Annotated in this window: 26 protein-coding genes and 1 tRNA gene; 14 read left to right on the top strand and 13 right to left on the bottom strand. The window is 60.5% G+C overall.

Going from position 1 to position 26,756, the window contains the following annotated elements; all coding sequences use genetic code 11:
* Positions 1-3: 3 nt before the first annotated feature.
* Genes B5G28_RS07995 through B5G28_RS07985 form a run of 3 tightly spaced genes read left to right on the top strand, consistent with a single transcriptional unit; the run spans position 4 to position 2,566 of the window.
* A complete protein-coding gene (locus B5G28_RS07995; protein WP_343214616.1) occupies positions 4-1,017 on the top strand; it encodes a branched-chain amino acid ABC transporter permease in 1,014 nt (337 codons plus the stop codon).
* Positions 1,010-1,849 carry an ABC transporter ATP-binding protein gene (locus tag B5G28_RS07990; protein WP_087247639.1) on the top strand — a complete coding sequence of 280 codons (840 nt, stop codon included), beginning with the start codon at positions 1,010-1,012 and terminating at the stop codon, positions 1,847-1,849. The genes B5G28_RS07995 and B5G28_RS07990 overlap by 8 nt, the downstream gene beginning before the upstream one ends.
* Before the next feature lie 3 nt (positions 1,850-1,852).
* The gene (locus B5G28_RS07985; RefSeq protein ID WP_087247637.1) at positions 1,853-2,566 is read left to right on the top strand and encodes an ABC transporter ATP-binding protein; all 714 of its coding nucleotides are present in this window, start codon (positions 1,853-1,855) and stop codon (positions 2,564-2,566) included.
* A gap of 859 nt (positions 2,567-3,425) precedes the next feature.
* Here the strand turns inward: B5G28_RS07985 and lepA are convergent.
* Genes lepA through B5G28_RS07965 form a run of 4 tightly spaced genes read right to left on the bottom strand, consistent with a single transcriptional unit; the run spans position 3,426 to position 7,824 of the window.
* Positions 3,426-5,237: a translation elongation factor 4 gene (gene lepA, locus B5G28_RS07980; protein ID WP_087247635.1), complete on the bottom strand. Its 1,812-nt coding sequence runs from the start codon at positions 5,235-5,237 to the stop codon at positions 3,426-3,428.
* Positions 5,238-5,264: 27 nt separating this feature from the next.
* Positions 5,265-6,464 (bottom strand): alanine racemase, encoded by a 1,200-nt coding sequence (gene alr / locus B5G28_RS07975; protein WP_087247632.1) that lies wholly within the window; start codon positions 6,462-6,464, stop codon positions 5,265-5,267.
* Complete coding sequence (locus B5G28_RS07970; protein ID WP_087247630.1) at positions 6,461-7,258, bottom strand: tRNA 2-thiocytidine biosynthesis TtcA family protein; 798 nt, start codon at positions 7,256-7,258, stop codon at positions 6,461-6,463. The genes alr and B5G28_RS07970 overlap by 4 nt, the downstream gene beginning before the upstream one ends.
* Positions 7,255-7,824: a hypothetical protein gene (locus B5G28_RS07965; protein WP_087247628.1), complete on the bottom strand. Its 570-nt coding sequence runs from the start codon at positions 7,822-7,824 to the stop codon at positions 7,255-7,257. Before B5G28_RS07965 ends, B5G28_RS07970 begins: the two co-directional genes overlap by 4 nt.
* A 307-nt stretch (positions 7,825-8,131) precedes the next feature.
* Between B5G28_RS07965 and rplM the strand changes: the two genes are divergently transcribed.
* Both rplM and rpsI read left to right on the top strand, forming a co-directional pair.
* The gene (gene rplM, locus B5G28_RS07960) at positions 8,132-8,560 is read left to right on the top strand and encodes a 50S ribosomal protein L13 (protein ID WP_087247626.1); all 429 of its coding nucleotides are present in this window, start codon (positions 8,132-8,134) and stop codon (positions 8,558-8,560) included.
* 17 nt (positions 8,561-8,577) lie between these two features.
* On the top strand, positions 8,578-8,976 hold the full coding sequence (gene rpsI / locus B5G28_RS07955; protein WP_087247624.1) for a 30S ribosomal protein S9: 399 nt from the start codon (positions 8,578-8,580) through the stop codon (positions 8,974-8,976).
* Positions 8,977-9,051: 75 nt separating this feature from the next.
* Here the strand turns inward: rpsI and B5G28_RS07950 are convergent, their stop codons facing one another.
* Complete coding sequence (locus B5G28_RS07950) at positions 9,052-10,473, bottom strand: RNA-binding domain-containing protein (protein WP_087247622.1); 1,422 nt, start codon at positions 10,471-10,473, stop codon at positions 9,052-9,054.
* Positions 10,474-10,631: 158 nt separating this feature from the next.
* Between B5G28_RS07950 and bsh the strand changes: the two genes are divergently transcribed.
* Positions 10,632-11,603, top strand: coding sequence for a choloylglycine hydrolase (gene bsh, locus B5G28_RS07945; RefSeq protein ID WP_087247620.1), 972 nt, complete (start codon positions 10,632-10,634; stop codon positions 11,601-11,603).
* A 110-nt stretch (positions 11,604-11,713) separates the two neighbouring features.
* Here bsh and B5G28_RS07940 read toward each other — a convergent pair whose 3' ends face one another.
* From B5G28_RS07940 to B5G28_RS07915, 6 genes are all read right to left on the bottom strand, one after another.
* Entirely contained in the window at positions 11,714-12,397 is a 684-nt protein-coding gene (locus B5G28_RS07940; protein ID WP_087247618.1) for an LrgB family protein, read from the bottom strand.
* Complete coding sequence (locus B5G28_RS07935; protein WP_087247616.1) at positions 12,390-12,779, bottom strand: CidA/LrgA family protein; 390 nt, start codon at positions 12,777-12,779, stop codon at positions 12,390-12,392. Before B5G28_RS07935 ends, B5G28_RS07940 begins: the two co-directional genes overlap by 8 nt.
* 776 nt (positions 12,780-13,555) lie before the next feature.
* Entirely contained in the window at positions 13,556-14,248 is a 693-nt protein-coding gene (locus B5G28_RS07930; protein WP_087247614.1) for a hypothetical protein, read from the bottom strand.
* Between the two features lie 387 nt (positions 14,249-14,635).
* A complete protein-coding gene (locus B5G28_RS07925; RefSeq protein ID WP_087247612.1) occupies positions 14,636-15,124 on the bottom strand; it encodes an 8-oxo-dGTP diphosphatase in 489 nt (162 codons plus the stop codon).
* A 95-nt stretch (positions 15,125-15,219) separates the two neighbouring features.
* Positions 15,220-15,819 (bottom strand): RICIN domain-containing protein, encoded by a 600-nt coding sequence (locus B5G28_RS07920; protein WP_087247610.1) that lies wholly within the window; start codon positions 15,817-15,819, stop codon positions 15,220-15,222.
* Positions 15,820-15,951: 132 nt separating this feature from the next.
* Positions 15,952-16,809, bottom strand: coding sequence for a hypothetical protein (locus tag B5G28_RS07915; protein ID WP_087247608.1), 858 nt, complete (start codon positions 16,807-16,809; stop codon positions 15,952-15,954).
* Positions 16,810-17,254: 445 nt separating this feature from the next.
* Between B5G28_RS07915 and B5G28_RS07910 the strand changes: the two genes are divergently transcribed.
* The 3 genes from B5G28_RS07910 (at position 17,255) to B5G28_RS07900 (ending at position 18,865) form a co-directional block, all read left to right on the top strand.
* Positions 17,255-17,446, top strand: coding sequence for a hypothetical protein (locus tag B5G28_RS07910; RefSeq protein ID WP_242956992.1), 192 nt, complete (start codon positions 17,255-17,257; stop codon positions 17,444-17,446).
* A gap of 192 nt (positions 17,447-17,638) precedes the next feature.
* Positions 17,639-18,589, top strand: coding sequence for an ROK family glucokinase (locus B5G28_RS07905; RefSeq protein ID WP_087247606.1), 951 nt, complete (start codon positions 17,639-17,641; stop codon positions 18,587-18,589).
* A 45-nt stretch (positions 18,590-18,634) separates the two neighbouring features.
* On the top strand, positions 18,635-18,865 hold the full coding sequence (locus B5G28_RS07900) for a DUF4318 domain-containing protein (protein ID WP_242962192.1): 231 nt from the start codon (positions 18,635-18,637) through the stop codon (positions 18,863-18,865).
* A gap of 117 nt (positions 18,866-18,982) precedes the next feature.
* Here the strand turns inward: B5G28_RS07900 and rny are convergent, their stop codons facing one another.
* Complete coding sequence (gene rny, locus B5G28_RS07895; RefSeq protein ID WP_087247604.1) at positions 18,983-20,566, bottom strand: ribonuclease Y; 1,584 nt, start codon at positions 20,564-20,566, stop codon at positions 18,983-18,985.
* Between the two features lie 624 nt (positions 20,567-21,190).
* Between rny and B5G28_RS07890 the strand changes: the two genes are divergently transcribed.
* From B5G28_RS07890 to B5G28_RS07880, 3 genes are all read left to right on the top strand, one after another.
* A complete protein-coding gene (locus B5G28_RS07890) occupies positions 21,191-22,498 on the top strand; it encodes an L-serine ammonia-lyase, iron-sulfur-dependent, subunit alpha (protein ID WP_087247602.1) in 1,308 nt (435 codons plus the stop codon).
* A 24-nt stretch (positions 22,499-22,522) separates the two neighbouring features.
* On the top strand, positions 22,523-23,005 hold the full coding sequence (locus B5G28_RS07885; RefSeq protein ID WP_087247600.1) for a GNAT family N-acetyltransferase: 483 nt from the start codon (positions 22,523-22,525) through the stop codon (positions 23,003-23,005).
* A gap of 205 nt (positions 23,006-23,210) precedes the next feature.
* Entirely contained in the window at positions 23,211-23,894 is a 684-nt protein-coding gene (locus tag B5G28_RS07880) for a VanZ family protein (RefSeq protein ID WP_158099599.1), read from the top strand.
* A gap of 80 nt (positions 23,895-23,974) precedes the next feature.
* Here B5G28_RS07880 and B5G28_RS07875 read toward each other — a convergent pair.
* Positions 23,975-24,050: transfer RNA gene (locus B5G28_RS07875), tRNA-Lys, on the bottom strand.
* A gap of 242 nt (positions 24,051-24,292) precedes the next feature.
* Here B5G28_RS07875 and B5G28_RS07870 point away from each other — a divergent pair.
* Positions 24,293-25,474, top strand: coding sequence for a DUF3048 domain-containing protein (locus B5G28_RS07870; RefSeq protein WP_087247596.1), 1,182 nt, complete (start codon positions 24,293-24,295; stop codon positions 25,472-25,474).
* 19 nt (positions 25,475-25,493) lie between these two features.
* Entirely contained in the window at positions 25,494-26,588 is a 1,095-nt protein-coding gene (locus B5G28_RS07865) for a DUF3048 domain-containing protein (RefSeq protein ID WP_087247594.1), read from the top strand.
* Positions 26,589-26,756: the final 168 nt, after the last annotated feature.

The following is a 26,756-nucleotide window of genomic DNA, read 5'->3' as shown; positions in this document are numbered from 1 at the left end:
ACTGTGAGCAAATCGAAATACCGCGCACTGAAAATGCCGGTGCGCTACCTCATCAATACGGTCCTGGTGGTGCTGCTCTTTGTGGGTCTGCAGCTGCTGAGCCAGAACGTCCTGAGCACCTACCAGAACAAGGTCCTGCTGCTGGTGGGCATCAACATTATCCTGGCGGTGTCCCTGAACGTGGCCACCGGCTACCTGGGCCAGCTGCCTCTGGGCCACGCCGGCTTTATGGCGGTGGGCGCCTACACCAGCGCCCTGTTCACCAAATACAGCACCCTGCCTGAGCCCGTGGCCTTTGCCGCCGGCCTGATCCTGGGCGCTGCCGTGGCCTGCCTGTTCGGCGTCCTGATCGGCATTCCCGCCCTGCGCCTGAGCGGCGACTATCTGGCCATCCTGACCCTGGGCTTCGGCGAAATCATCCGCATCACCCTCAACAACATCGACAACGTGCTGGGCTTTTCCCTGTTCTACGGCGCCAAGGGTCTGAAGAACATCCCCAAGTATTCCGACCTGCTGTCGGTGTTCCTCTGCGTGGTGCTGACCTGCTTCTTCATCCACACCATGCTCAAGAGCCGCCACGGCCGCGCCGTCCTGGCCATCCGGGACAACGAAATCGCTGCCGAGAGCTGCGGCATCCAGACCACCTACTATAAAGTCATGGCCTTCTCCTTCTCGGCAGCCTTTGCCGGCCTGGCGGGCGGCCTGTACGCCGGCTATCTGGGCGTTCTGGACCCATCCGGCTTCGACTTCATGAAGTCCATCGAGATTCTGGTCATGGTGGTTCTGGGCGGCATGGGCTCCATGCTGGGCTCCATCCTGTCGGCCACCGTCCTGACCATCCTGCCCGAGGCTCTGCGCAGCTTCTCCGATTACCGGATGGTGCTGTACTCGGTGGTGCTGATCTTTATGATGATCTTCCGTCCGGGCGGACTGCTGGGCAGCTACGACTTCTCTCTGAGCCGCCTCATCAGCAAGGCCCTCAGTTTCGGCAGCGCGAAGGAGGCACACCATGAGTGAGTTTAAGACCAGCCTGCACAGCATCCCGTCGGGCGGCTTCCTGACCGAACGCGACAAGGACAAGCGCCCGGTGCTGGACGTCCGTGGTCTGGGCATTGATTTCGGCGGCCTGACCGCCGTGGACGACTTCAACCTGATGATCGGCCGCAACGAGATCACCGGTCTGATCGGCCCCAACGGCGCCGGCAAGACCACCGTGTTCAACCTGCTGACCAACGTCTATCAGCCCAGCCGCGGCTCCATCCTGCTGGACGGCATGCCCACCGCCGGCAAAAAGACCTATCAGGTCAACCGGATGGGCGTGGCCCGCACCTTCCAGAACATCCGCCTGTTCAAAGACCTGGCGGTCATTGACAACGTCAAGGTGGGCCTGCATCAGTCCATGAACTACCGTCTGCCGGAGGCCTTGCTCCGCCTGCCCAGCTACTGGAAGCAGGAAAAGCGGACCACCGACGAGGCCATCGAGCTGCTGAACATCTTCCATATGGCCGATCTGGCGGGCAAGCAGGCGGGCAGCCTGCCCTACGGCGCCCAGCGGCGTCTGGAGATCATCCGCGCCCTGGCCACCCGGCCCAAACTGCTGCTGCTGGACGAGCCGGCCGCCGGCATGAACCCCTCCGAGACCGCCGAGCTGATGGAAGTCATCCGCCGGATTCGGGACGAGTTCGACATCGCCATTCTGCTGATCGAGCACGACATGAACCTGGTCATGGGCATCTGCGAGGGCATCGCCGTGCTGAACTTCGGCCGTGTCATCGCCAAGGGCACCCCCGACGAGATCCGCGAGAATCCCCAGGTCATCGAAGCATACCTTGGCAAGAAGGAGGGCTGATCCATGGCACAGACTATGCTGAACGTTGAGGGCATCAACGTCTACTACGGCGCCATCCACGCCATCAAGGACATCTCCTTCCACGTGGACGAGGGCGAGATCGTGACCCTGATCGGCGCCAACGGCGCCGGCAAATCCACCAACCTGAAAACCATCTCGGGCCTGCTGCACAGCAAGACCGGTTCCATCACCTACAAGGGGCAGAACATCTCGGGGATGCGCGCCCACAAGATCGTCCAGGCGGGCCTGGCTCAGGTTCCCGAGGGACGGCGGGTGTTCCTGCACATGTCGGTGGAGGAAAACCTGGAGATGGGCGGCTACACCCAGGACCGCAGCACCATTGCGCCCAACATGGAGAAGGTCTTTACCCTGTTCCCCCGTCTGAAGGAGCGCCGCCGCCAGATGGCCGGCACCCTGTCGGGCGGTGAGCAGCAGATGCTGGCCATGGGCCGCGCCCTGATGAGCAACGCATCCATGCTGATGCTGGACGAGCCCTCCATGGGTCTGTCCCCTCTGATGGTGCAGGAAATCTTCGACATCATCCAGAACGTCCACAAGGAGGGCATGACCATCCTGCTGGTGGAGCAGAACGCTCAGATGGCCCTGTCCATTGCGGACCGCGCCTACGTTCTGGAGACCGGCCGCATCGTCATGGAGGGCACCGGCGCCGAGCTCCTCACCAACGAAAAAGTTCAGACCGCATACCTGGGCGGCTAACCTACTTTTCTGGAAGAAAAGTAGGCAAAGGCAGCTTTGGTCCGGCGCGTCCTGCGGACGAAACAGCCGGGCCAAAGCTGGCGCAGCGCTCCGATTTTTGCAAGCGCCCGCCGCGGCGCGCTGCAAAAATCGGCTAAGCGCAAGAGGTTTCACTGGGTACCATACACTCTGGCCGCTCTTTATAACGTTTGTGAGGGTTGCAAACTTTGCCGCGCTCACGCTACGTCCGACCTGCGGTCGGGTACGATGCAAACTTCATCGGGTATCATTGTTTATAGTTGCGGCCTGTTGTGGCGCGAGCCGCGTCTGAGCTGCCGGGTATCCGTATCATTATTTATGGTTGCTATCGGCCTTGTCTGAGCTGCGGGGCAAAAACGGCCTGCCTTTCTGACCGGTTTCTCCCTGATTTCCGGTCCAGCCCTGTTTCTTTTGAAACTGCTTCATTCAAAATAACAAAGCCTCTGTTCTACCCTTGCGGATGGAACAGAGGCTTTTCTTTTATCCCTGCGGGGCCCTGGAAGGTCCCCGCTTTATGCTTGTCCGACTTCCTGATGCCCGGATTTCATGCAAACGATCCAAACCTGGAGAGCAAACCACCCTCTTGCTGCGTCGGCCTGCTTTTCATAAAATGCAGGTCCGGCAAAATTTCATATCGTCCCTTAAATACGGCCCAGACCTGACACAGGTGAGATAAAACCCGCATTGCTTGGAAATGAGCCCTCCGGGGAACAACAACCAGACAAGACAAAGTTTGCATCGTATCCGGGCGCAGCCCGGACGTAATGTGAGCGCGGCATGGTCTGCAACCCCCACAAACGTTCCAAAGAGCGGCCAGAGTGTATGGTACCCAGTGAAAAGGTTAGTCGTCGGAGTTGTCGAGCTTGAGGACGGCGGTGAAGGCCTCGCTGGGCAGGGAGACCGAGCCCAGCTGACGCATCTTCTTTTTGCCTTCCTTCTGCTTTTCCAGCAGCTTCTTTTTGCGGGTGATGTCGCCGCCGTAGCACTTGGCCAGCACGTCCTTGCGCATGGCCTTGACGGTTTCGCGGGCAATGACCTTGCCGCCCACCGCGGCCTGAACCGGAATCTCAAACAGGGTCCGGGGAATGTTGTCCCGCAGCTTTTCGCAGATGCGGCGGCCCTTGGCGTAGGCATTGTCACGGAATACGATCATGGACAGGGCGTCTACCGGGTCGCCCGCCAGCAGGAAGTCCAGACGCACCAGGTCGCTCTCCTGGTACTCCTTGAACTCGTAGTCGTAGCTGGCGTAGCCGCGGCTGCGGCTCTTGATGGCGTCGAAGAAATCGTAGACGATCTCGCCCAGAGGCATCACATAGTGCAGGTCCACCCGGACGTCGTCCATATACTTCATGTTGATGAGGACGCCCCGCTTCTGCTGACACAGGTCCATCAGACCGCCCACGTACTCGTTGGGGGTGTAGAGGTGGACGTCCACAAAGGGCTCCTCCTGCTTGGCGATCTGGGAGGGATCGGGGTACTCGGAGGGGTTGGAAATGACCTTTTCGGTGCCGTCGGTGAGGGTGATCCGATACTGAACGCCGGGGGTGGTGGTGACCAGGTCCAGGTCAAATTCCCGCTCCAGGCGCTCGGTGATGATCTCCATATGGAGCAGGCCCAGGAAGCCGCACCGGAAACCAAAGCCCAGCGCGGCGCTGTTTTCGGGCTCATAGGTCAGGGATGCGTCGTTGAGCTGGAGCTTTTCCAGGGCGTCCTTCAGGTCGGGATAGCGCTTGCCGTCGGCGGGATACACGCCGCAGAACACCATGGGCTTGACCTGACGGTAACCCGGCAGGGCCTCGGGGGTGGGATTGTCTGCCAGGGTGACAGTGTCGCCCACCCGGGTGTCCTGCACCGTCTTGATGCTGGCGGTGAGGTAGCCGACCTCGCCGGCCGACAGCTGGTCGCAGGGGGACAGGTTGGTGGCGCCCATATGGCCCACCTCCACCAGGGTGAACTTGGCCCCGGTGGCCATCAGCAGGATGGTATCTCCCGGCTTGACGGTGCCCTCAAAGACGCGGATGTAGACGATAACGCCCTTGTAGCTGTCGTAGACGCTGTCGAAAATCAGGGCCTTGAGGGGGGCGTCGGGGTCGCCGGTGGGGGCCGGAATGTCCGCTACCACCCGTTCCAATACCTGGTCGATGTTCAGGCCCACCTTGGCCGAAATGCGGGGCGCGTCCAGGCAGGGCAGGCCGATGACGTCCTCCACCTCCTGGGCTACCTCGTCGGGATGGGCGCTGGGCAGATCGATTTTGTTCAGCACCGGCACCAGCTCCAGGTCGTGTTCCAGCGCCATATAGGTATTGGCCAGGGTCTGGGCTTCCACGCCCTGGGTGGCGTCAATCACCAGGATGGCGCCCTCACAGGCCGCCAGGCTGCGGCTGACTTCATAGGCGAAGTCCACGTGGCCCGGGGTGTCGATGAGGTTCAGCTCATACACCTGGCCATCCTTGGCGGTATAGTGCATGGTGACGGCCCGGGCCTTGATGGTGATGCCACGCTCCCGCTCGATGTCCATGTTATCCAGAATCTGGTCGGACATGGTCCGCTCATCCACGCTCTCGGTCAGCTCGAGGATGCGGTCGGACAGGGTGGATTTGCCGTGGTCGATGTGGGCAATGATGCAGAAATTGCGGATGTTTTTGTTTGCCATGGGTTCCTCCGTGAAACGAGTGAAGGTTCAGCTGTCCAGGTGGTCGTCAACAAAGACGGCCCGGCCGTTTTCCAGGTAGACGCGGGGCACCCGGCGGGCCACCCCGCACAAAACCTCATAAGAGATGGTGCCGGTTTTTTGGGCGATGGTTTCGGCGGTGTCCCCTGCGCCGCTGCCGCCCCAGAGGATGGCCTCATCCCCATCGGCCACATGGGGCACGTTGGTGACGTCCACCAGCATCTGGTCCATGCAGACCCGGCCCAGCACCGGGCAGGGCTGGCCGTGCAGGTCCACCACGCCTTTGCCCTCACTGAGCAGCCGGGGGTAGCCGTCGGCATAGCCGGCGCAGATGGTGGCGGCCAGGGTGGGAGTCTGGGCGGTAAACCGCCGCCCGTAGCTCACCGACTGGCCGGGCTGCAGCTCCTTCACCATGCTGACCACGGTTTTCAGAGTCATGACGGGGCGCAGGTCGGGGCAGGACACCTCGGCGCTGGGGGGATAGCCATACAGAATGATGCCGGGACGGCCCATGCAGCGCTCCCGGGGCAGGCCGGCGGGCCAGTCGGGATGGAGCAGGGTTCCGGCGGAGTTGTCGCAATGGACCAGGGCCGGCTCCCGGCCGGCGGCCCGCAGGGCCTCAAAGGCCCGCACAAAGAGGGCGTGCTGTCCGGCGGTATAGGCTTCGCTGTCCTCGCCGGCCTCGTCGGCGGCGGCGAAGTGCTGGAACAGTCCGGTCATCTCCAGGCCCGGCAGGGATGCCGCCTCGGCCATTTCCCGGACGGCGGCGTCAAAGTCGGTGCGGAGGGCAAAGCCGATCCGGCCCATGCCGGTGTCGGCCTTCAGGTGGATCTGCACCTTTGCCCCCGCCTTCTGTGCCTCCTGGGACAGGGCCCGGGCATAGGCCAGCGAATAGCAGCATTGGGTGATCTGGTACTGGGCCAGAACCCGGGCGTACTGGGGCTCGGTGCGGCCCAGAATCAGGATGGGCAGCTTCTGCCCGGCCCGGCGCAGTTCCAGCGCCTCGGTCAGACGGCTCACCGCCAGCCAGGCCGCGCCCTCCTCGGCAAAGGCCTGGGCACACCGGACCGCGCCGTGGCCGTAGGCGTCGGCCTTGACCACAGCGCACAGGGGCAGGCCGCCGGCCTGCTGCCGGGTGATGCGAAAATTATGGCGCAGGGCGTCCAGGTCGATTTCGGCCCAGACGTGCCGCTCAAAAGGCTCGTTCATAGATTCTCCTCCGCCTTTCCTTTCTGCTGCGGGATTTTAAAAGAGCCCCGCCCGGTGTGCAGGGGCCGCCAGCCGTCGATCCCGCTCTCCTGCAGGGCGTGCAGGGTTTTCTGGCGGAAGGCATAGTCGGTGCGGCACCGCTCATGGACAAAATCCTTGGTCCGCTCCCGGGTGGTGGTGCCGTCGGCGGGGCAGAGGCTCTTGACGATGGGCAGTTCCTCCTCGTAGACGGCGGCCCGGACCTCGGCCTCGGTGGCCAGCAGCATGGGCCGGATCAAGGTCAAATCCCGGCGGGACAGGTAGGTCACCGGGGAAAAACACCCGATCCGCCCCTCCTGCCACAGGTTCATATAAAAGGTCTCGATGGCGTCGTCCAGATGATGGCCCAGAGCCACCTTGTTGCAGCCCAGTTCCTGGGCCGCCGTGTGGAGCGCGCCCCGGCGGAGCTTGGCGCAGAGGGCGCAGGGGTTCTTTTCCTGCCGCTCCTCAAAGATCACCGGGCCAATATCGGTGCGGCGGACCTGATACGGGATGTTGTACCGCTCCATCAGCTGGGCCAGCCGGGAATAATCCCCCGGCTGCCGGCCGAACTGGGGGTCCAGGGTAACGGCCTGAAGCTCATAGTCAAAGCCGATGTACTGCCGCAGAAGGGCCAGCCCCACCGTCAGGGCCACGCTGTCCTTGCCTCCCGAAACGCCCACCAGCACCCGGTCCCCGGGGGCCAGCATCTCATAATCCTGGACGGCCTTGCGCATCAGGCCGGTGAGGCGCTGCATTGCTTTCGGTTCACTCATGCCAGGGCCACACTTTCAATCAGATTCAACACGTCGTTGATGGATGCCAGCCGGGTCAGGGCCGAGACGTAAATCACATCCCCGCTGTCGTAGGTGATGGTGGCCAGCACCGCATAATAGGCCTGGATGTCACAGCGGACGGCCTCCACCGCGGCGCCTTCCACCTCGATGTCGATTTTCTTGGGGCTGATGACGCCGTAGTTGGCCCGCAGGTCATCCTGGCTCTTGGTCAGGAAGTCCTCATAGGTGGAGGCGTCTCCCCGCTGGAACAGCACCACCTGATACTGGTCGTTGTCGGGGTCCTCGCTGGAAGCCAGCTCCAGCACCGGGCCCAGGGTGGGGTCCTCGGTCATGCGGCAGACCGGCCATGCGGCCGACTCATAATAGACCGAGATGCCGTTTTCGGCGGTGTAGTGGGTGTCGGGGTTGGCGGGGGTGCGGCGGCTGGTCATGAACAGCAGGACGCCGTAGACGACGACGCCCACCAATATAAACGCTGCCATCCCCACCAGAAGCCGTGAGGAACGCTTCTGGGCGGCGGCCTGGCGGTCGATCTCTCTGGGCATGTGGAAAATCTCCTTTTTACTCGTGATGAACGCTGAACACAGCGTATTTTATAGTATAGCATAAAACACGGCGGATTTACAGCGCCCATGCAAAGAAAACCCCGCTTTGGCCGCGCCCCGAAAAGCAAAAATGCGACGAGAGAATTCAAGAGTATTCAAGAGAAAACAAGAGATTTTGAAAGAATGATAAATTTGAGCCGAAAAAATCAAAAAATCGTGTTGACAGGCAGCTTTTGATGGTATATACTATCATTCGCGCCCACCCGGCGCCTGAACTGTTACGAATGCTTATCAGGAGGAAATATATATGAGCACTACTCTCGTGAAGCCCGCTGAAGTCGAGCGTAAGTGGTACCTGCTCGACGCTGCCGGCAAGCCGCTGGGCCGCGTCGCTGCTGAGGCCGCCGTCCTGCTGCGCGGCAAGCAGAAAGTCGATTTCACCCCCAATGTGGACTGCGGTGACTTTGTTGTCATCATCAACTGCGATCAGGCTGTCCTGACCGGCAAGAAGGCTGAGCAGAAGTTCCACATCACCCACTCTGCCTACATCGGCGGCCTGAAGAAGGTCCAGTACAAGAAGCTGATGGCTGAGAACAGCAACCTGGCTATGACCTACGCTGTCAAGGGCATGATCCCGTCCAACACCATCGGTGCCAAGGCTCTGACCCGCCTGCACTGCTACAAGGGTGCTGAGCACGCTCACGCTGCACAGAAGCCCGAGAAGATCGAGTTCTAAGAAGGAGGCAATCGAATATGTACGAAACCAAACCTTATTTCTACGGCACTGGTCGTCGTAAGGATTCCGTTGCCCGTGTTCGCGTCTACGCCGGCACCGGCAAGATCACCATCAACGACCGTGATCTGGACAACTACTTCGGTCTGGAGACCCTGAAGCTGATTGTCCGCGCTCCGCTGGTTCTGCTGGGCGTTGAGGATAAGTTTGATGTGGTTGTCCGCGTTGCAGGCGGCGGCGTTTCCGGCCAGGCCGGCGCCATCCGTCACGGCCTGAGCCGCGCTATGCTGCAGCAGAATGAGGAGAACCGCGCTGTCCTGAAGAAGGCCGGCTACCTGACCCGCGATCCTCGTATGAAGGAGCGCAAGAAGTACGGTCTGAAGGCTGCCCGCCGCGCTCCCCAGTTCTCCAAGCGCTGATTTCAGCCCGTCCCTTTTATGCAATCAAAATCCCCGAGGCCCTGCGGCTTCGGGGATTTTTCTTTTTATGTACAGTCACCGTTTCAGCCGGTAAAAGCGCTGATTGCCCTCCTCCAGAGGGACCACGATCTGTTGTTCCGCCAGCTGGTTCAGCAGGATGCAGGCCCGGGCCCGGCTCACCCCCAGCAGGGCGGCCAGCTCGGCCGAGGAGGCCCGGGAGTAGTTGGTGAGATGTTCCACGATGGCGGCCTTCTGGACCGCGTCCTGGGCCGGCGCCGGGACCTGCAGGGCGCTGCTGACCGGCACCGTCAGCCCTGCCGACATGGACAGGGTCAGGGTGATCCGCTCCGGGTCAAACTGCTCCCGAATCACCGGAGGCGGCCAGCCCTGGGCGTTCCATACGTTGTAAATGTTGGGCAGGCCCCGGCCGGTGCCGGTGCCCACGTCGATCAGGTTGAGCATCCGGGTCAGTGCGCTGTTGCGGGGGTCCGAGATGCCCCCGCTGAGGGCCTCCGGCAGACCGATTCGGAAGCCGCCCGGGTTGATGAAGGTGACATTGTCGGGCCGCCGGGTGATTTCCACCCCCTGGCGGCTGTGAAAGTCGGCGTTGTCCAGGCAGTTGGCCAGGGCTTCCCGCAGGGCATTCCGCACCGGCTCCTGAGACAGGCCCCGGTCCAGCCGCCGGGATACTCCGCAGTAAAAGTCATAGAGGCCGCCGCTCCAGGTCCCCGAGGAGGACAGCAGGCGGCCGGTCCAGGGGCCGCCCGGGACAGCCTGTTCCCGGTAGTCCAGCTGATAGTTGGGAAACACCTGCCGGATGGCCGGTTCCCGGCCAAACATCAGCAGGCCGGCGACGGTGGGGTGCAGTTTCTGGTCTGGGCCCTGGTCCGCCGCGCCAATCCAGCGGAGAAACTCATTGTCGCTGTCCTGCTGGGAAATGTGCCCGGGCCGGCAGGCCTCCATCCGGGCCCGGTAGCGGCAGAGGCTGTTCCTGTCCAGCACATCCAGAGAGACATCCTCCAGCAGGGTCATGTCCTGGGTTTTGACGGCGGCGTCCCGCTGCATGGCCCGCACTTCTTCGGGGGTGCAGCGGTAATCCCCCTCTCCGCTCCGCCGGTAGGTGCCCCACATGGGGTCCCCCTCGATGTAGATGGGGCGGTCGGTGCGCTGGGCCCGGGGCACCCGAATCACCAGAATCCGCCCGCCGCCGGTCTCCTCGATGGACAGGCTCCCCCGGGAGAGGATGTTGGCGCTGACCCGGTTGGGGTCGTTGACGATCTCCCAGAATTCCTCTGCCAGCCGCTGGGGCGCCGGAAGTTCCAGCGCGTGGAGGGACTTGTCGGGCAGTTCCTCCACCCCCAGCAGGAGCAGACCGCCCATGGTGTTGGCAAAGGCAGAATAGGTCTCCCACAGGCTCTTGGGCAGACCGCCCATCGCCTTCTTGGCCTCGATGCGGTTGTTTTCGCGGTATTGTTCCAGATGATCCAGGTCGATCACAGGCGGGCACCTCCTTGCAGGTTGGACGGCCGTATGTTATTCTTATCATATCATAGGCCGCGGCGGGAAGCAAACGAAACCTTTGCCCGCCGGGACCAAACCGGTGTAAACGGAAGCCCTTCGGTTCATAATGAAAGATACAAAAGGAGGCAGACAAGATGTGCACCAGTATCGCGATGCAGCAGGGCGGCGGCCTGTTCGGCCGCAACCTGGACCTGGAATATTCCTTTGGGGAACAGGTGGTGGTGACGCCGCGGCGGTATCCCCTGCGGTTCCGGCGTCAGCCGCCGCTGGACCGGCATCTGGCCATGGTGGGGATGGCCCACATGGCGGATGGACATCCCCTGTATGCGGAGGCCGTCAACGAGGCGGGGCTGTATATGGCGGGGCTGTATTTCCCGGGGAATGCCTGGTACGAGCCCGAGGTGTCGCCGGAATGGGACGCCGTAGCTCCCTATGAGCTGATCCCCTGGGTGCTGGGCAGCTGCGAGACCCTGGCCCAGGCCAAAGAGAAGCTGGCCCGATTCCGGCCGCTGGGGGTGGCCTTTGCGGAGGGGCTGCCCCTGGCAGCCCTCCACTGGCACATTGCCGACAAGACCGGGGCCGCCGTGCTGGAAGCCACCCGGGACGGGGTCCATCTCTACGACGACCCGGTGGGGGTCCTCACCAACAACCCGCCCTTCCCCTTCCACCAGCTGAACCTGCGGCAGTACCAGGCCCTCACCGCCCGGCCCCCGGAAAACCATCTGGCGCCGGGGGTGGATCTGGCCCCCTTTGGCCAGGGCATGGGCGCCCTCGGCCTGCCGGGCGACGCCTCTCCGGCGTCGCGGTATGTCCGGGCCGCCTTCAGCAAGCTGAACAGCCCCGACCAAGGGGATGAGCTGACCCGGGTCACCCAGTTCTTCCACCTGCTGGACACGGTGGCCATGGTGCGGGGAACCGTCCTCACCCCCGAGGGGAAATACGACCTCACCACCTATTCCTGCTGCTGTGCCGGCGGAACCTACTATTACAAGACCTACGGCAACAGCCGGATCACAGCGGTCCGCATGGCCGGGACCGACCTGGAAAGCGACCAGCCCATGGCCTTCCCCCTGCGGGAGGCACAGGACGTAGCCTTTGAGAACTGATTCCGCAGCCAACAAACAAAACCGGCATACCCCGGGCTGACAGAGCCTCGGGAATGCCGGTTTTTCGTTTCAGACGCCTGCACTTGGGTCTGGAAATCGCACAATGGGAATCACAGGATCAGCGGGCAGAGCACCGCGGTCAGGATGCCTGCAAACACCAGCGACAGGCTGCTGACCGCCTCGGCGGTCTGGCTGATTTCGGCCGCCTTGGAGGTGCCCACCACGTGGGCTGACGTGCCAAAGGCCACGCCCTGGGCCACCGAATTCCGCAGCCGCAGAGCCTTGCACAGGGCGGGGCCCAGGATGCTTCCCAGAATGCCGGTCAGGATGATGGCGGCCGTGGTGATGGCGGGCTCGCCGCCGGCGGCCTCACTGACCACAATACCCATAGCGGTGGTGATGCTCTTGGGCATCAGAGAGACGGTCAGCACCTCATTCAGGCCGCACAGGCGGGTCAGCAGCCACACAAAACCCAGGCTGGTCAGGGTGCCGGCGGTGACGCCGGCCAGAATGGCGGGCAGATTGTGCCGCAGGCGGCTGAACTGGGCATACAGCGGGATAGCCAGGCAGACGGTGGCCGGAGTCAGCAGCCAGGAGAAGGTGGCGCAGCCTTCCTGATAAGCCTCATTGGACACGCCGGTGAGGACCAGAACCACACCGGCCAGCAGAGCGCCCACCAGAATCGGGTTGAAAATCGCCATGCGGGTTTTCTGCTGGAACATACGGCCCAGCTCATAGGCGCCAAACGTCAACAGGATCGCCAACAGCGACGATCCGGAAAGAAACTCACTCATCGGAAACCTCCTCCGCCTGGGCGGCGTTTTCGGTCTGGCTGGAAGCCTCCAGCAGGCCCTGGGTTACCAGGCCGCTGACGGCGAACACCACCACCGTCGAAAGCACAATGATGGCCAGAACTGCCGGCCAGACGCTGGCCAGCAGCGGCCAGCTGTCCATCAGGTCCACCGACGGCGCAATGAACAGCACCGGCATCAGGCCCAGCAGGAACTGACCGCAGTCCTGCACGGAACTCAGTTTCAGTTTTCCACTTTCCAGCGCTGCGAACAGAAGCACCAGGCCCCACACCGCCGCCGGGACCGGCAGCGGGACAGCCGCATGCAGCACTTCACCTGCCAGGGTGAAGCCAATAATCCACAAAAATTGACGCAGATAACGCAAAACCAATCCCCTTCTTTTCATTTTCAATATCATTGATTCTTATCATCCCACAGCCCCTCTATGGACCATGCAGCGGCTATTGTACCACAACACCCTCCCCTGTACAATGTGCAAACCATCCCATATTCTTCCCCCATTTTCACGCTTTTTTGAAAAAAAGCTTTGCAGCGGCGGCGACCGCATCCAGTGGATGAAACGGGGAGCCGCCGCTGGCGCAGCGCTCCAATTTTCGCAAGGGCATTCATGCCCGCAGAGAAAATTGGCTAAGCGCAAGAGGACTTTACTGGGTACCATACACTCTGGCCGCTCTTTATACCGTTTGTGGAGGTTGCAGGCCATGCCGCGCTCACGTTACGTCCGGCCTGCGGCCGGGTACGATGCAAACTACCTCATAGCCTGATTTTCTGACCCGCAGAAAAGCTCCATCTTGCGGTGCCCTGAATTTTCAAGCATGATGCTTGAAAATTCAGACCGCTGTATTTGCCCCGGCGGGGCTCTGGACACGGGGTGCATTCTCTATTCTGTAGGTTTTCCCCACAACAAACAATGCGAGGGCCAGCTCGTGAGAGCCGGCCCTCGCAGAGGGACCCTATCTTTCGTGACGCAAAAGTTCTTTTGTTTTGGTGCGATCAACAACAGAAGGAACATTGGTTAGACATTCCCCTTTGTCGCCACATCGGATGGGTTTATTACCCGAATCTCAGGCGGTCTCTTGCCCGAGATCCCTTACATCACCCACGGCTATGGTGCTGCCGGGATGTTATAAGTAAATTAGTTTAGACAGTAGCAGTACGGCTGATGGTCACAACCACGAAAGTGATAGTAACATCTGCAATACTATTCTCATAGGTCTTCGAACGAACGCTGATTTCACCAGTATAATGCAGATTGTAAACAAGCTGAGTGTTCAGATGATTCTGCTGCTCGTTATCCAGACCGGAGATAGAGGCACTCATATTCTGAGCAATCTGCTTCAGAGCGCTCTTTACATCAACCTTAGTGCCATCGAATGCATAAACAGCAGCGATAGTATCAGGCTCATCCAGCTCACCAGGAGTGACGGCAACAGCGTTCATAGTTCCGTTCAAAGTAGCACCATCATAAGGGAAGCCGGGCAGGAGATCCAGCTCATCATCCAGATCATTCAGCATAGGAATGAACGAGCCGCCTACAGCCGTCTGAATGCGCTGAACAGTATTGTAGTTCAGGCTCCCCAAAATGGTATTGCTATTAATAGCGCCAATAGCTTCATCTACAACCGCATCCAGAGCTGTGCTATCAGTAAAAGTAACACGCTCCTGTGCACGAGCAGTCAGTTCTGCATTGAAGACATCTGCATAGCCAGTAGAAGGCTTTTCTTCCTCACTGGAAGCACCGCCATTCTCAGTACCGTTACTGCCGCAAGCAGCCAGCATGCTGACAGCCATGACGCCAGCGAGCATCAGAGAAGCAATTTTCTTGAGTTTCATAATGAATTTTTCCTCCTTAAATGGTGTAAAAGATAGAGACCCAAAACAGGTTTCAAAGGAAGGTCCTTTCCTTTGTGTGCCTATAATATCATACCCCCCCCGGTGTCAAGACCCGATTTCAAATTTTCCCATTTTTGCTTAATTTTATATAGTTTGGAAAGGCCTATCTTGGATACAACTCCTTTTCACCCCAGGAAGGGCGGGAGAAATTTCTCTGGTGTACGAAGAATACAGGGCAGGAGATCCCGTCTTTTTCATGGTGTATCGCGGGAAACAGGGGACGTCAAATCACCCACAAACATCCCCACAAACGCAAAAAATACCCCGCCTGCCTTTTCAGACAGACGGGGTACTTGGTTTGCCTATTTATATATAGGAAGTAAAAAGTCAGGCGTTTCCGTCCCAGACCTTGCCGTCCAGGGCGACTTCCGTCAGGGTGTCCCCCTGGTAGCACAGTTTCAGGGAGAAGAAGGGCCGTTCCTCCGCCAGCAGGCGGAAAAAGATTTTGTCTCCCTCCCAGATGGGCAGGCTGGGCACCTGGTCCCGAGGCACCCATTCCAGGACGCCCTCAGCGCTGTCGCCGCAGACGGGTTCCCCTTCCCACTGGTCGGCGGTGAACAGGTGCATATACTCCCCCACCCCGTCCAGCACAAAGGTGATGATCCCCCGGTAGCGCCAGCGGGTCAGGGTGACGCCGGTTTCCTCTTTCACCTCCCGCAGGAGGCATTCCTCCGGGCTCTCGCAGGATTCAAATTTGCCGCCCACTCCAATCCATTTGTCGTGGTTGCAGTCGTTTTTCTTTTTGGTGCGGTGGAGCATCAGCCACGCTCCGTCCCGTTCCAGATAACACAGGGTTGTATTCTGTGCCAGTGCCATGGTCGTTCCCTCTCCTTTACATCTGAAATCTTTTGCAAAAAGTGCCCCGCCGGGCGTGCATGCCGACGGGGCGACGTAGGGTTTTATTGAAATGGTCAGGCCTTGCTGCCCTTGCGGCTGCGGCCCTGGCCCGACTGGTTCAGCTTCCGCACCAGGTCATCCTGCTGGCGGCGCTGCCCCGGGGTGGGCCCATGGGAATAGCTCACCTCATTGGTATGGGGAGCCGTCCGGGCGGTGATGTCGTCCACCCGCTCCAGATTCCATTCCTGGTTTCCTCCATGGACTTCCAGCCAGATCTGGGCCTGGGCGCCGTTGGAGGTATTCATCCCCACCAGGTCGATGTACTTGTTGGCCAGCACACTGCGAATCCGCGTCCGGCCGTTGCGCAGCGGTTCCAGCACCCAGCACTGGCTCAGGCCGCTGGTGCGGCTCCACTGGTGCAGCCAGGTGCCCTCCACCACGCCGTCCTGGACCAGGTCAATCATCTTGCCGGTGAACCGGTTTTGAATCCGCCAGCGCCCTTCGCCTGCGTCCACAAACCGCCACTGCTGCCACGGGTGCCCGGCATAATCCCACAGCTGAATGAATGCACCGTTGGCAGTGCTGAAGTCCTTTACTTCCAGCACCTTCCCGTTGGGTGCTTTAATCAGGTAATATTCGTTCTCTGATAAGACAACCTGCGATGCCCGTGCCATAAAATGACCGCTCCTTTCCCTGGGCACAATGCCAGTTACGTTGATACTATTATAATAGCGCAGGCCGCATCTGTCAACAAGAACAATTTTTTAAGTTATTCTTGATAATTTTTATACGCAGTGTTTGCATTTTCAGAATACGCCCGGCAGCCAGTGGGCCAGCTCCCACCCTGCCGCGAAGGAAACCGCATTGGCTCCCAGGGCATACAGCCAGGGGTGCGGCTTTTGGTTCTCGGCCCAGCGGAGCCGTTTTGCATAGACCAGGCCCTCGGTGAAAAACACCAGCAGCTCCAGCAGGCCATACACCAGCACCGTCAGCAGCGGGCCGCTGAAATAACTGCACAGGTTCAGCAAGATATTCAGGGCCAGCTGGGTCACCAGGTTTACCTTGAGGATCAGGGCCAGCTGATCCCGCCGCCGCAGGCCGAACAGCAGCCAGGCGGCTGCGGTTTCCAGGGCGATGGTCAGGGCGGCCCGCGCCAAAAGTCCCAGCACCTCCCCGGCATAGTCATAGCTGGACCGGACCGTCAAGCCCTCCCCTGCGACCGTCACGGTGAACCGGCTGTCGAAAGCATAGCGGCTCACCGGCTGGGTGCTGCACAGGTACCGGTCCTCCTCCGGCAGCCAGACTAAAATATAGAAGGTCTCGGGGGGATAATAGCTCCACACAAACCGCCCGGTCTCGGTGCAGTCGGCATAGTTCCCCAGAAAATACCACCCCTCCGGCTCCGGATAGCGGACAAAGGCATCCCAGGCCTCGGGGTCTCCCCTCCAGTCCAGATACTCCTCCTTGGCCGACCAGGGCCCATATTGGGTGACATTGCCCAGCAGGGTCGCATAGAAGCGCTGACCCTCCAGCCCCTGAAACACCACTTCCACCGAGGGCTTGGGGCCCATATCGGCAGCGGCAGGCAGGGCCGCCCCCACCGCCAGCACCACCACGGCCAGCAGCAAAGTCAGCCTGCGGGTCCAGTTTTTCCATCGTTTCATGGTATGATCCTCCTTCCGGCTGCATTCTCTCTACTGGAAATACGTTCCTGCCTTCGGTTTCATTGCCGGGCAGACCAAATTCCGTCCCTCCCGGCCGGGTGTGCCGTATTCACATTTTGTTCATATTGCGCGCACAGACCGGCCTTTTTATGGCCTGAAAGGCCCTTCTTTGTCCTCGCCGAACGGACATTTCGCGCTTTCGCTTTAGCGGCACAAAGTAAACCACTTTACCCCGAATCACTTTCATGATTACACTTTCATTCACCCGATACCTTCAATTTTTTCAGCATATCACCCCATTGACTTTACCGCTCATTTGGAGTATAGTAAAGGTGCAGAAGGGTGCGCAGCACCCTCGAGACGTAAAATCAGGGCGCGGGTTCTTCCGGCCTGAAAAATAAAAAAGGCCCTTTGCGGCCGAAAAAATTTTAGTGGAGGTTTGCACATGTTGTACTGTTACATTCTTGGTTGTGGCATCGCCTGTCTGATCTTCACCGGCATCAGCAGTATGGACACCGTTGATGTCAAGCCGGTCGAGATCGCCATCAATACCCTGCTGTGGCCTGTTGCTCTGGTCCGCCATCTGGTGCGGGCAAGCAGCCGCCGTTCCATGCAGATGCATATTGCAGCACGTTGAGTTTTGCAGAGCCAACGTTAAGACAGCTGGCCGCCGTTCCGGGTCTCCCGCCGGAGCGGCGGCCTTTTTGCGTCCAAACGCCGGGACCGTCAAAAAGATCGCAAAGGGTCTGTATTTTTTCGCTGAGTATGTTATACTGATAGAAAGTACAGCCCGGGCATCCGGGCCGACGAAAAGCGAGGTAAAAGGATCATGAAGGAATACGCATTCGGCATCGACCTGGGCGGCACCACCGCCAAAGTCGGCCTGTTCACCACCGCCGGCGCTCTGCTGGAAAAATGGGAAGTTCCCACCGACACCTCCGAGAAGGGTGTCCGCATCCTGCCCAATCTGGCCGCGGCCGTTCTGGGCAAAATGGAAGAAAAGGGCCTGACCCCCGATCAGATCGAGGGCGTGGGCATCGGCGTGCCCGGCCCTGTGCAGGATTCCAGCGTGGTGCCCATCGTCTGCGCCAACCTGGGCGGCTGGGGCCAGCAGGACGTGGCCGCCAACCTGTCCCTGCTGCTGAACGGCATGAAGGTTCTGGTGGGCAACGACGCCAACGTGGCCGCCCTGGGTGAAATCTGGATGGGCGCCGCCAAGGGCTGCCGCAGCGCCGTCATGGTGACTCTGGGCACCGGCGTGGGCGGCGGTGTCATCGTCAACGGCAAGGTCATCGACGGCGCCCACGGGGCCGGCGGCGAGATCGGCCACATCACCGTCAACAAGAACGAGACCGCTGTCTGCGGCTGCGGCAAGCACGGCTGTCTGGAACAGTATTCCAGCGCCACCGGCGTGGTCCGCTGCATGAAGAAGCTGCTGGAAGAAAACCCCGACGTTCCCTGCACCCTGCGGGGCACCGACTTTGCCGCCAAGGATGTGTTTGACGCAGCCCGCGCCGGCGACGCTCTGGCCGCCAAGGAAGTGGACCAGATGACCGACGACCTGGGCCTGGCGCTGGCCATCATTGCCGCCACCGCAGACCCCGAGGTCTTCCTGGTGGGCGGCGGCGTGGCCCGGGCCGGCGACGTCCTGTTCCAGCCCCTGACCGAGCACTACAAGACCTACGCCTTCAAGTCCTGCCGGGAGACCCCCATCAAGCAGGCCAGCCTGGGCAACGACGCCGGCATCTACGGCGCCGTCCGTCTGATCGTGGGCGCCTGAGCTGCGTTTGAGCCCCTGAATTTATAAGAAAAGGAGTGTACCATCATGCTGAACCTGCTGAAAAAAGCCTTCTGGGTTCCCTATGAGCCTGCCGACGTCTACCCCACGGTGGAAAAGGCTCATCAGGCTATCGCCGCCTACTGCGAGAAAAACGGCCTGTCCTGTGCTTTTCCCGGCGACGACCAGGCCATCATCGACGGGAAGCTCTACGAGATTTACCGCGGATATGAGAGCGGAAGCCGGGGCAACTACGGCGTCAAGTGCAGGGAAAAATAAGACGTTCTCTTCAAAAGAGAAGGCCCTGACCCGCTTCTCCATCCTGTGACAAACAAAACAGCCGCCGCCCTTCGTTCTGAAAGGCGGCGGCTGTTGTTTTTGAAAGGTTGGGCGGAATTACTTGGCGTATTCCACAGCGCGGCTCTCGCGGATGACATTGACCTTGATCTGGCCGGGATAATCCAGGCTCTCCTCGATCTTGTGGGCAATGGTCCGGGCCAGCAGGATGACCTGGTCGTCCCCGATGACGTCGGGCTTGACCATAATCCGCACTTCGCGGCCTGCCTGGACGGCAAAGGCCTGCTCCACGCCCTCGAAGCCGGAGGCAATCTCCTCCAGATTCTCCAGACGGCGGACGTAGCTCTCCACGTTCTCGCGGCGGGCGCCGGGCCGGGCGGCGCTGATGGCGTCGGCGGCCTGGACGATGAAGGCCAGGGCGGTCTTGGGCTCCACGTCGCCGTGGTGTGCCTCAACCGCATGGATGACCTGGGGATTCTCCTTGTACTTGCGGCAGATGTCCACGCCGATCTGGACGTGGCTGCCCTCGATCTCGTGATCCAGAGCCTTGCCGATGTCATGCAGCAGGCCGGCGCGGCGGGCCATGGTCACATTCAGGCCCAGCTCGCTGGCCAGCAGGCCGGCCAGCCATGCCACTTCCATGCTGTGGGTCAGGGCGTTCTGGCCAAAGCTGGTGCGGTACTTCAGACGGCCGATCAGCTTCACCAGGTCGGGGTGCAGGCCATGGATACCCAGCTCCATGACGGCGCGCTCGCCCTCTTTCTTCATCTGGATCTCCAGCTCGCGGCGGCACTTCTCCACCGTCTCCTCGATGCGGGCCGGATGGATACGGCCGTCGCCGATGAGGCGTTCCAGGGTCATGCGGGCCACCTCGCGGCGGGTCTGGTCAAAGGAGGACAGGGTGATGGCCTCGGGGGTGTCGTCGATGATGAGGTCCACGCCGGTGGCGGTCTCCAGGGCCCGGATGTTCCGGCCCTCGCGGCCAATGATCCGGCCCTTCATCTCGTCGCTGGGCAGGGGCACCACCGTGACGGTGGTCTCGCTGGAATGGTCGGCGGCGCAGCGGCTGATGGCCTGGGCGATCATGTTGCGGGCGATGTTCTCGCAGTCGTCCTTCAGGTCCGACTCATAGGTGGCCACGCGCAGAGCCTTCTCGTGGGTCAGCTCCTCGTCCACCTTGTTCAGCAGCACTTCCCGGGCGTCGGCCTGGCTCAGGCCGGCCAGCATCTCCAGCCGCTCCATCTGCTTGGCACGCAGCTCGTCGGCCTCGGCCAGGTGTGCCTCGGCCTCCGCCATACGCTTCTTGACCTCTTCTTCCCGCTTTTCCAGGGCTTCGGTCTTTTTGTCCAGGGCGTTTTCCTTCTGGTCGATCCGGTTCTCCTGGCGGCTGATCTCAGCGCGGCGCTGTTTGATCTCCCGGTCGGCCTCGGCCTTCTGGGCATCGACGTCCGCCTTCATCCGAAAGACTTCGTCCTTTGCTTCCAGAATGGCCTCTTTTTTCTTCTGGGTGGCTGTCTTGATCGCCTCGTTGACCAGTCGGGTTGCCTCGGCCTCTGCACTGCCGATCTGGGCCTCAGCGGTCTTTTTGCGGTAGTTGAAACCGCCAAAAAAGCCCGCTGCAATGCCGACAGCAAGTGCAACGAGGGCGATCACGACAGTGATGATGATCGTGGTCGCTTCCATTGTTTCGTTCTCCTCAAATGCATAAATGGTTTGCGGAGATGCTGCGGCAGCGCGCGGGCATAAACCTTTTATCTATAAGTGAGCCTTTGATCAAAAAAGACAACAAAACCGCGCACAGGAACAAGACCGGCGCACGGGTCGGCGGCTTCCAAGTTACAGTTTCAAGCTTATAAATAGAAACGAGCGTTGGACCGCTCGGTTTGTCTGTGGGCAGCGCCCCTGCAAGCAGCATCTGTGGGGTGCACCGAAACCGTGGACGGCGCCGCTGACCCCTGCCCGACGGCAGGACAGCCCACAGCGCCCGAATCACTGGAAGATACACCCCTGGGACAGCGCCGCAGCCTCCCGCTCCGACGTCGGGCTCAGCCGCTCGCTGCCCTTCCAAAGGAGTTTCGGGCTGGTCAGGCAGCCTGGAACCCCGTTGTTTCTACTATTTATTAGTTTACGAAACATCCGACCGCTTGTCAAGTGGAAGGAGGCGAAACCATGCAGGATTTTTTTGCCGGATTGTATCCCAGGCCCAAAACCCGGCCCAAAGCCCTTTGGGCCGGTTGCAATCCGGCCCCGGAATGTGTATATTTATACCAAGATAAGGCCGCCGCCCCAGAAGGAGATAAAAGAACAATGGATAAGACAAACGAACTTTATCAGGCATATGTACAGATTCTGAAAGAGGAGCTGATCCCCGCCATGGGCTGCACCGAGCCCATCGCCATCGCCTACGCCGCCGCCAAGGCCCGGGAGGTGCTGGGCTGCCTGCCCGAGGCCATGGACATCGGGGTCAGCAACAACATCATCAAGAACGTCAAGAGCGTCATCGTCCCCAACACCGACGGCATGAAGGGCATCGAGGCCGCCGCAGCCGCCGGCGTGGTGGCGGGCCAGGCCGGCAAGGCTCTGGAAGTCATTTCGGAGGTCAGCGCCCAGCAGAAGGACCAGATGCGGCAGTTCCTGCAGCAGGTGCCGGTCACGGTGCATCCGGTGGACAACGGGATTATTTTTGACATCATCATCCGTCTGACCAGCGGCAGCCAGTCGGCCGCGGTGCGGATCAGCCAGTACCACACCAACATTGTGTACATTGAAAAGGACGGCCAGGTCCTGCTGGACAACACCGACGCCGGGGCCAAAGCCACCTGCGGCGGGGACAATCCCGCCGAGAGCGGCCTCACCGACAAGAACCTGCTGACCATTGCCGACATCCTGGACTTTGCCAATTCCTGCGATCTGGCCGACATCCGGCCGGTGCTGGACACCCAGATTCAGTACAACACCCAGATTTCGGAGGAGGGCCTGCTGGGAGACTACGGCGCCAACATCGGCTCCACCATGCTCAAGTTCTACGGCGACAACGTCCGCAACCGTGCCATTGCCAAGGCGGCCGCCGGCTCGGACGCCCGGATGAGCGGCTGCGAGCTGCCGGTGGTCATCAACTCGGGCAGCGGCAACCAGGGCATCACCGTATCGGTGCCGGTCATTGAGTACGCCAAGGCCCTGGCAGTTCCCAAGGACAAGCTGTACCGGGCTCTGGCGGTCTCCAACCTGATCGCCATTCATGAAAAGAGCGGCATCGGCCGGCTGTCGGCCTACTGCGGCGCCGTCAGCGCCGGCTGTGCGGCGGGCTGCGGCATCGCCTATCTCCAGGGTGCGGACTACGAAGCCATCGCCCACACCCTGGTGAACTCTCTGGCCATTGTGTCGGGCATCATCTGCGACGGCGCCAAGCCCAGCTGCGCCGCCAAGATTGCCTCCAGCGTGGAGGCCGGCATCATGGGCTATCACATGTACCTGAACGGCCAGCAGTTCCTGGCGGGCGACGGCATTGTCACCAAGGGCGTGGAGAACACCATCCGCAACGTCAGCCAGCTGGGCCGCGAAGGCATGCGGGAGACCGACAAGGAAATCGTCAAGATCATGATGCAGGACCGCTGAGGCCCGCAGAAAGGACACCCCGGTATGGAAATACGCACCGCGCGCCCCAATGACCTGAAGGCGGTGAGCTGCATCGAGGCGGAATGCTTCCCGCCGGCGGAGGCTGCCGGTCCGGCCAGCCTGGCCGGCCGTCTGGCGGTCTACCCCAACCACTTCTGGGTCCTGATGGACGGGGACACCATGGTGGGCTTTGTGAACGGGATGGTCACCGACACCCCCGACCTGGAGGACGTCATGTACGACGCCCCCTCCCTGCACAACGAGGCCGGGGCCTGGCAGATGATTTTCGGGGTGGACACCCGGCCGGCCTATCGCCGCCGGGGCTGTGCCGCCGCCCTGCTGAACCACGTCATCGGCGAAGCCCGCGCCCAGGGCCGCCGGGGCCTGGTCCTCACCTGCAAGGACCGTCTGGTCCACTACTACGCCAAATTCGGCTTTGTCAGCGAGGGCATCTCCCAGTCCACCCACGGGGACGTGGTGTGGTACCAGATGCGCCTGACCTTCTGAATCTGCAAACCGGCTGCCTGTTCCCTGTTTGTCGGGGCGGGCGGCCGTTTTTTGAATGGAGGCCAGGTCAATGTATATTTTCGCGCGTCATCCCGCAGCGCCCCCTTTTTACTGCACAATTCCTCCTATTTATTGCACGTTTATTGTCAAAAAATCACTTCTCTGCTATACTTTTTCACAAGATCTGCGTAAGGAGGAAATCACCTTGGAGAATCTCATTTTTCTGGGATATGAAACCATTGCGTCGTTTTTGGGTTTTCTAGTAGGTGTTGCTGCTGTACGGGCAGTTTGCGGCCCCATCTCCTACAAACCGAAATACTATATGTTCTTGCTTGCCTTTGGGGTCTATCTGGCCGGTGTATTCCATTTTACCGGTGCAGGAACGCTTTATGATGGCCTGTTGTATGGTATCCTTCCCTCCTCTAAGCAGTTGAATCTGATTCCTGTGATCGGCGCATTTTTAAATCCCCTCACCCCTATCAGCGGTCCGCTCTCCCTGCTCCAATGGCTGTACACCAGTCTGGTAGGCGCCGTGCTGAATATCATTCTATTTATTCCATTCGGCTTTTTTCTACCGGTTCTGTGGAAAAAACAGCCGAGCTTCCGTCAGGTCGCTATGCTCAGCTTGCTCTTTTCGCTGGGAATTGAACTCAGCCAGCTTTTGAACAACCGGAATACCGACGTCAATGATTTGATTTTGAATACCTTCGGCGGCGCAGCTGGCTTTTGGATTTTTCAAAAACTTTGCTCCCACAGCCGCCTTTGCCAGCGGTTCTTCTCTCTGTCGAGCCGTTCGCCTTCTTATCCTCTGATTCTGGTCGCCGCGGCTTTTTTGGGGCGTTTCTTCCTGTACAATGAATTTGGTCTGGCCAAAGCTTTCTATATGTAATATACTGGCCGCAGCTTCCTTCCTCATACCCCATAGGCAAAAAGAAAAAGCGTTGAATCGTAGATTCAACGCTTTTTCCTTGGTGCGCTCGTGGGAACTCGAATCCCAGGCCCTCTGATTAAAAGTCAGATGCTCTACCGACTGAGCTACGAGCGCATATTTTGGGGCAGAAAAACTGCACAGTGCTATACTGCCCGACTATTCTACCACAGCTGAAGCCAAATTGCAAGACCTGACGCAAAAAAGTCCGCCGGCGCGGCAGGAAGTTCCTCTTTACAAAGGAAAACAAAATAGTTACAATGGGAGATATACAGCGTGCCTGGCTTTGCACGTTCCTGTGCACCAGGACACCGGGCGGAGCCCCGTCCCCCACACCACGATAAAGGAGCGATAGATTTATGAAGATCACTCGCCGTCTGCTGCTGCGCTGCTCGGCAGTTTTTGCCGGCTGCCTGGTTTTTACCGGCGCCAGCACCAAGGGCAGCTTCATGGATTGGCTGCAAAAGGTGTTCGGCAAGGAGGAAGCCGCTTCCTCCAGCGCAGCCTCCTCTGCTGCCTCCTCCCAGCCTGCTGCCAGCAGCGCCCCGGCGCTGCCCCCCTACGATGCCGACCCCCTCACCGGTGAAGCCAAGACCGGCAACGGCCGGATCATCGGCGTCATGGTCAACAACATCTGCAACAGCGCCCGCCAGAACGCCCGGCCCCACCGTGGCCTGTCGTCGGCCTCCATCCTCATCGAATCCAAGGTGGAGGGCAACATCAGCCGCCTGTGCGCCCTTTATAACAATGTAGACGCCATCCCCGAGGTGGGCCCCCTGCGTTCGGGCCGGGATCAGTTCCTCCAGCTGATTATGCCCTGGCAGGGCCTGTATTACCACGACGGCGAGAGTGTGTTCTGCACCCAGTACATCAGCCAGTGGAATTATTCCGGCCTGAACATCGGCGGCAAGAGCTATTTCAACACCCCCACCCATCCCCATGTGGCCCATCGGGACAGCCGGGGCGGCGTGGTGGCCTATGAGCACACCGAGTTCACCTCGGGGCCCGAGATCCGTCAGGCCGCCCAAAACGCATCCATCGGCCTGACCTACAACTACGACACCACCTTCTTCCCCTTCACCGACTACCGCACCGGCGAGATCGAGCTGCTGGAGGGTTATGAGGCCGCCCGGTCGATCACCGTCCGCCATTCGGCCAACTATCAGTCCGCCTTCAGCTACAGCAGCCCCGACAAGGTCTATCGGATGCAGATGTACAGCGCCCGTACCGGCCAGTTTGAGGCCGCTGTGGACGAATTGAACGGCCAGCAGCTGGCCTTTGAGAACCTGGTGGTCTGCTTTGCCCCCATCGCCGCCTATCCCGGCGACTCGGGCGACGTCCAGCAGGTCCAGTACATCGCCGGCGGCGAAGCTTACCTCTTTACCCGCGGCCGGGTGCGGGTCTGCCAGTGGTCCAAGCTGGCCCCCGACCTGCCTCTGGAATTGACCGACAACGGCCAGCCGGTGTCCCTGAACCGCGGCCGCACCTATCTGGCCATCGTGGACGAGGACGAGCAGGGTTACTTCACCTTCAACGCCTGATTTTGGAAGGATTTTCGCCATGAAGAAACACACTCTGGCATGGGCGGCCCTCTGTTTTTCAGTGCTGATGCTGACCGGCTGCGCCCTGTTTGCCCAGCAGAGCCGCTCTGCCGCGGAGGAGGATACCCTTGCCCTGGACCCTCTCACCGGCGAGGCTGCCCGCTGGCCCGGCCAGCGGCCGGCCGCCGTCTTTATTGACAACGGCCCGGAGGCCAGCCGTCAATGGGGCATCGGGGAGGCGTCGGTGGTCTTTGAGGCCCTCACCGAGGGGGAAAATTCCACCAGCCTCTGTCTGGTCTACCCTTCCCTGGAGGCGGTTCCCAAGACGGGGCCGGTGGCCCAGGGGCGGGACCTCTATCTCCAGCTTCTGGCCTGCCAGCAGGTAATCCCCATTCAGCGCGGCGCCACCGTCTACGCGGCCAATTTCGAGGATTATTACGAGGTTCTCCCTCTGGACGCTCTGTCCCTGGGGATCAAGGGCTTCACCTATGAGGGGGTCTGGGGCCAGCCCGACCAGATCAGCTGGACCACCAGCGGCGCCGACCTGCTGCCTCTGGCAGACAGCGCCGGGGTTTCCCTCCATGTACAGCCCAAGACCGACCCGTCGTCCGCCGACAGCGACGCTTCCGGCGGAGAATCCACCGCCAAGCTGCCCCCGCTCCTTCCCTTCGGCGAGACCGCCAACGGCAAGGAGGGCGCTTCCTCGGTGGAACTGATCTTTTCTCCCTCCAGCTCCACCCACTTCACCTACGACGAGGGCACCGGCCAGTACCTGATGGCCCGGTCGGACGGGTCCCCTCAGACCGACGCCAACACCAGCACCCAGGCGGGCTTTGACAACCTGCTGATTCTCTACAGTGCCCCCTCCCTGCGGGACGACGGCTATTGTTGGGGATACGATCTGACCATGGGCGCCGGGGTATATCTGAACGGCGGATCGGTATGGAGCATCCTCTGGATGCCCGGGGTGGACTCCACCCTCGCCATCTACAATTCGGACGGCACCGCCCTGAACATCCATCCCGGCACCAGCTACATCGCCCTTATGGGCAGCGTGGCCGGCCAGGAAGTCATCCTGCGGGACAGCCAGGGCACCGAGATGACCGCCAACTGATCCCCCTTCTGCACCAGCAAATCAAAAACGCCGCCCTCTGCCGGTGAACTGAACCGCTCCAGTAAAAGTAGACAATGAAAAAAGAAGGCCTCCTGTGGTAGAATAAAACTACTACAGGAGGTTTTTGCTATGCCCAGAAAATACAGCCACATTCAGGAACACGAGAAG

Source organism: Faecalibacterium sp. An77, from assembly GCF_002161315.1.
GTDB lineage: Bacteria > Bacillota > Clostridia > Oscillospirales > Ruminococcaceae > Faecalibacterium.
Note: the sequence above shows the minus strand (reverse complement) of the source record. Positions and strands in the feature narration are given on the sequence as shown.

Coding starts and splice junctions, on each gene's coding strand:
- B5G28_RS07990 (WP_087247639.1), top strand. CDS start 1,010: ATGAGTGAGTTTAAGACCAGCCTGCACAGCATCCCGTCGGGCGGCTTC.
- B5G28_RS07985 (WP_087247637.1), top strand. CDS start 1,853: ATGGCACAGACTATGCTGAACGTTGAGGGCATCAACGTCTACTACGGC.
- lepA (WP_087247635.1), bottom strand. CDS start 5,237: ATGGCAAACAAAAACATCCGCAATTTCTGCATCATTGCCCACATCGAC.
- alr (WP_087247632.1), bottom strand. CDS start 6,464: ATGAACGAGCCTTTTGAGCGGCACGTCTGGGCCGAAATCGACCTGGAC.
- B5G28_RS07970 (WP_087247630.1), bottom strand. CDS start 7,258: ATGAGTGAACCGAAAGCAATGCAGCGCCTCACCGGCCTGATGCGCAAG.
- B5G28_RS07965 (WP_087247628.1), bottom strand. CDS start 7,824: ATGCCCAGAGAGATCGACCGCCAGGCCGCCGCCCAGAAGCGTTCCTCA.
- rplM (WP_087247626.1), top strand. CDS start 8,132: ATGAGCACTACTCTCGTGAAGCCCGCTGAAGTCGAGCGTAAGTGGTAC.
- rpsI (WP_087247624.1), top strand. CDS start 8,578: ATGTACGAAACCAAACCTTATTTCTACGGCACTGGTCGTCGTAAGGAT.
- bsh (WP_087247620.1), top strand. CDS start 10,632: ATGTGCACCAGTATCGCGATGCAGCAGGGCGGCGGCCTGTTCGGCCGC.
- B5G28_RS07940 (WP_087247618.1), bottom strand. CDS start 12,397: ATGAGTGAGTTTCTTTCCGGATCGTCGCTGTTGGCGATCCTGTTGACG.
- B5G28_RS07930 (WP_087247614.1), bottom strand. CDS start 14,248: ATGAAACTCAAGAAAATTGCTTCTCTGATGCTCGCTGGCGTCATGGCT.
- B5G28_RS07925 (WP_087247612.1), bottom strand. CDS start 15,124: ATGGCACTGGCACAGAATACAACCCTGTGTTATCTGGAACGGGACGGA.
- B5G28_RS07920 (WP_087247610.1), bottom strand. CDS start 15,819: ATGGCACGGGCATCGCAGGTTGTCTTATCAGAGAACGAATATTACCTG.
- B5G28_RS07915 (WP_087247608.1), bottom strand. CDS start 16,809: ATGAAACGATGGAAAAACTGGACCCGCAGGCTGACTTTGCTGCTGGCC.
- B5G28_RS07910 (WP_242956992.1), top strand. CDS start 17,255: ATGTTGTACTGTTACATTCTTGGTTGTGGCATCGCCTGTCTGATCTTC.
- B5G28_RS07905 (WP_087247606.1), top strand. CDS start 17,639: ATGAAGGAATACGCATTCGGCATCGACCTGGGCGGCACCACCGCCAAA.
- B5G28_RS07900 (WP_242962192.1), top strand. CDS start 18,635: ATGCTGAACCTGCTGAAAAAAGCCTTCTGGGTTCCCTATGAGCCTGCC.
- rny (WP_087247604.1), bottom strand. CDS start 20,566: ATGGAAGCGACCACGATCATCATCACTGTCGTGATCGCCCTCGTTGCA.
- B5G28_RS07890 (WP_087247602.1), top strand. CDS start 21,191: ATGGATAAGACAAACGAACTTTATCAGGCATATGTACAGATTCTGAAA.
- B5G28_RS07885 (WP_087247600.1), top strand. CDS start 22,523: ATGGAAATACGCACCGCGCGCCCCAATGACCTGAAGGCGGTGAGCTGC.
- B5G28_RS07870 (WP_087247596.1), top strand. CDS start 24,293: ATGAAGATCACTCGCCGTCTGCTGCTGCGCTGCTCGGCAGTTTTTGCC.
- B5G28_RS07865 (WP_087247594.1), top strand. CDS start 25,494: ATGAAGAAACACACTCTGGCATGGGCGGCCCTCTGTTTTTCAGTGCTG.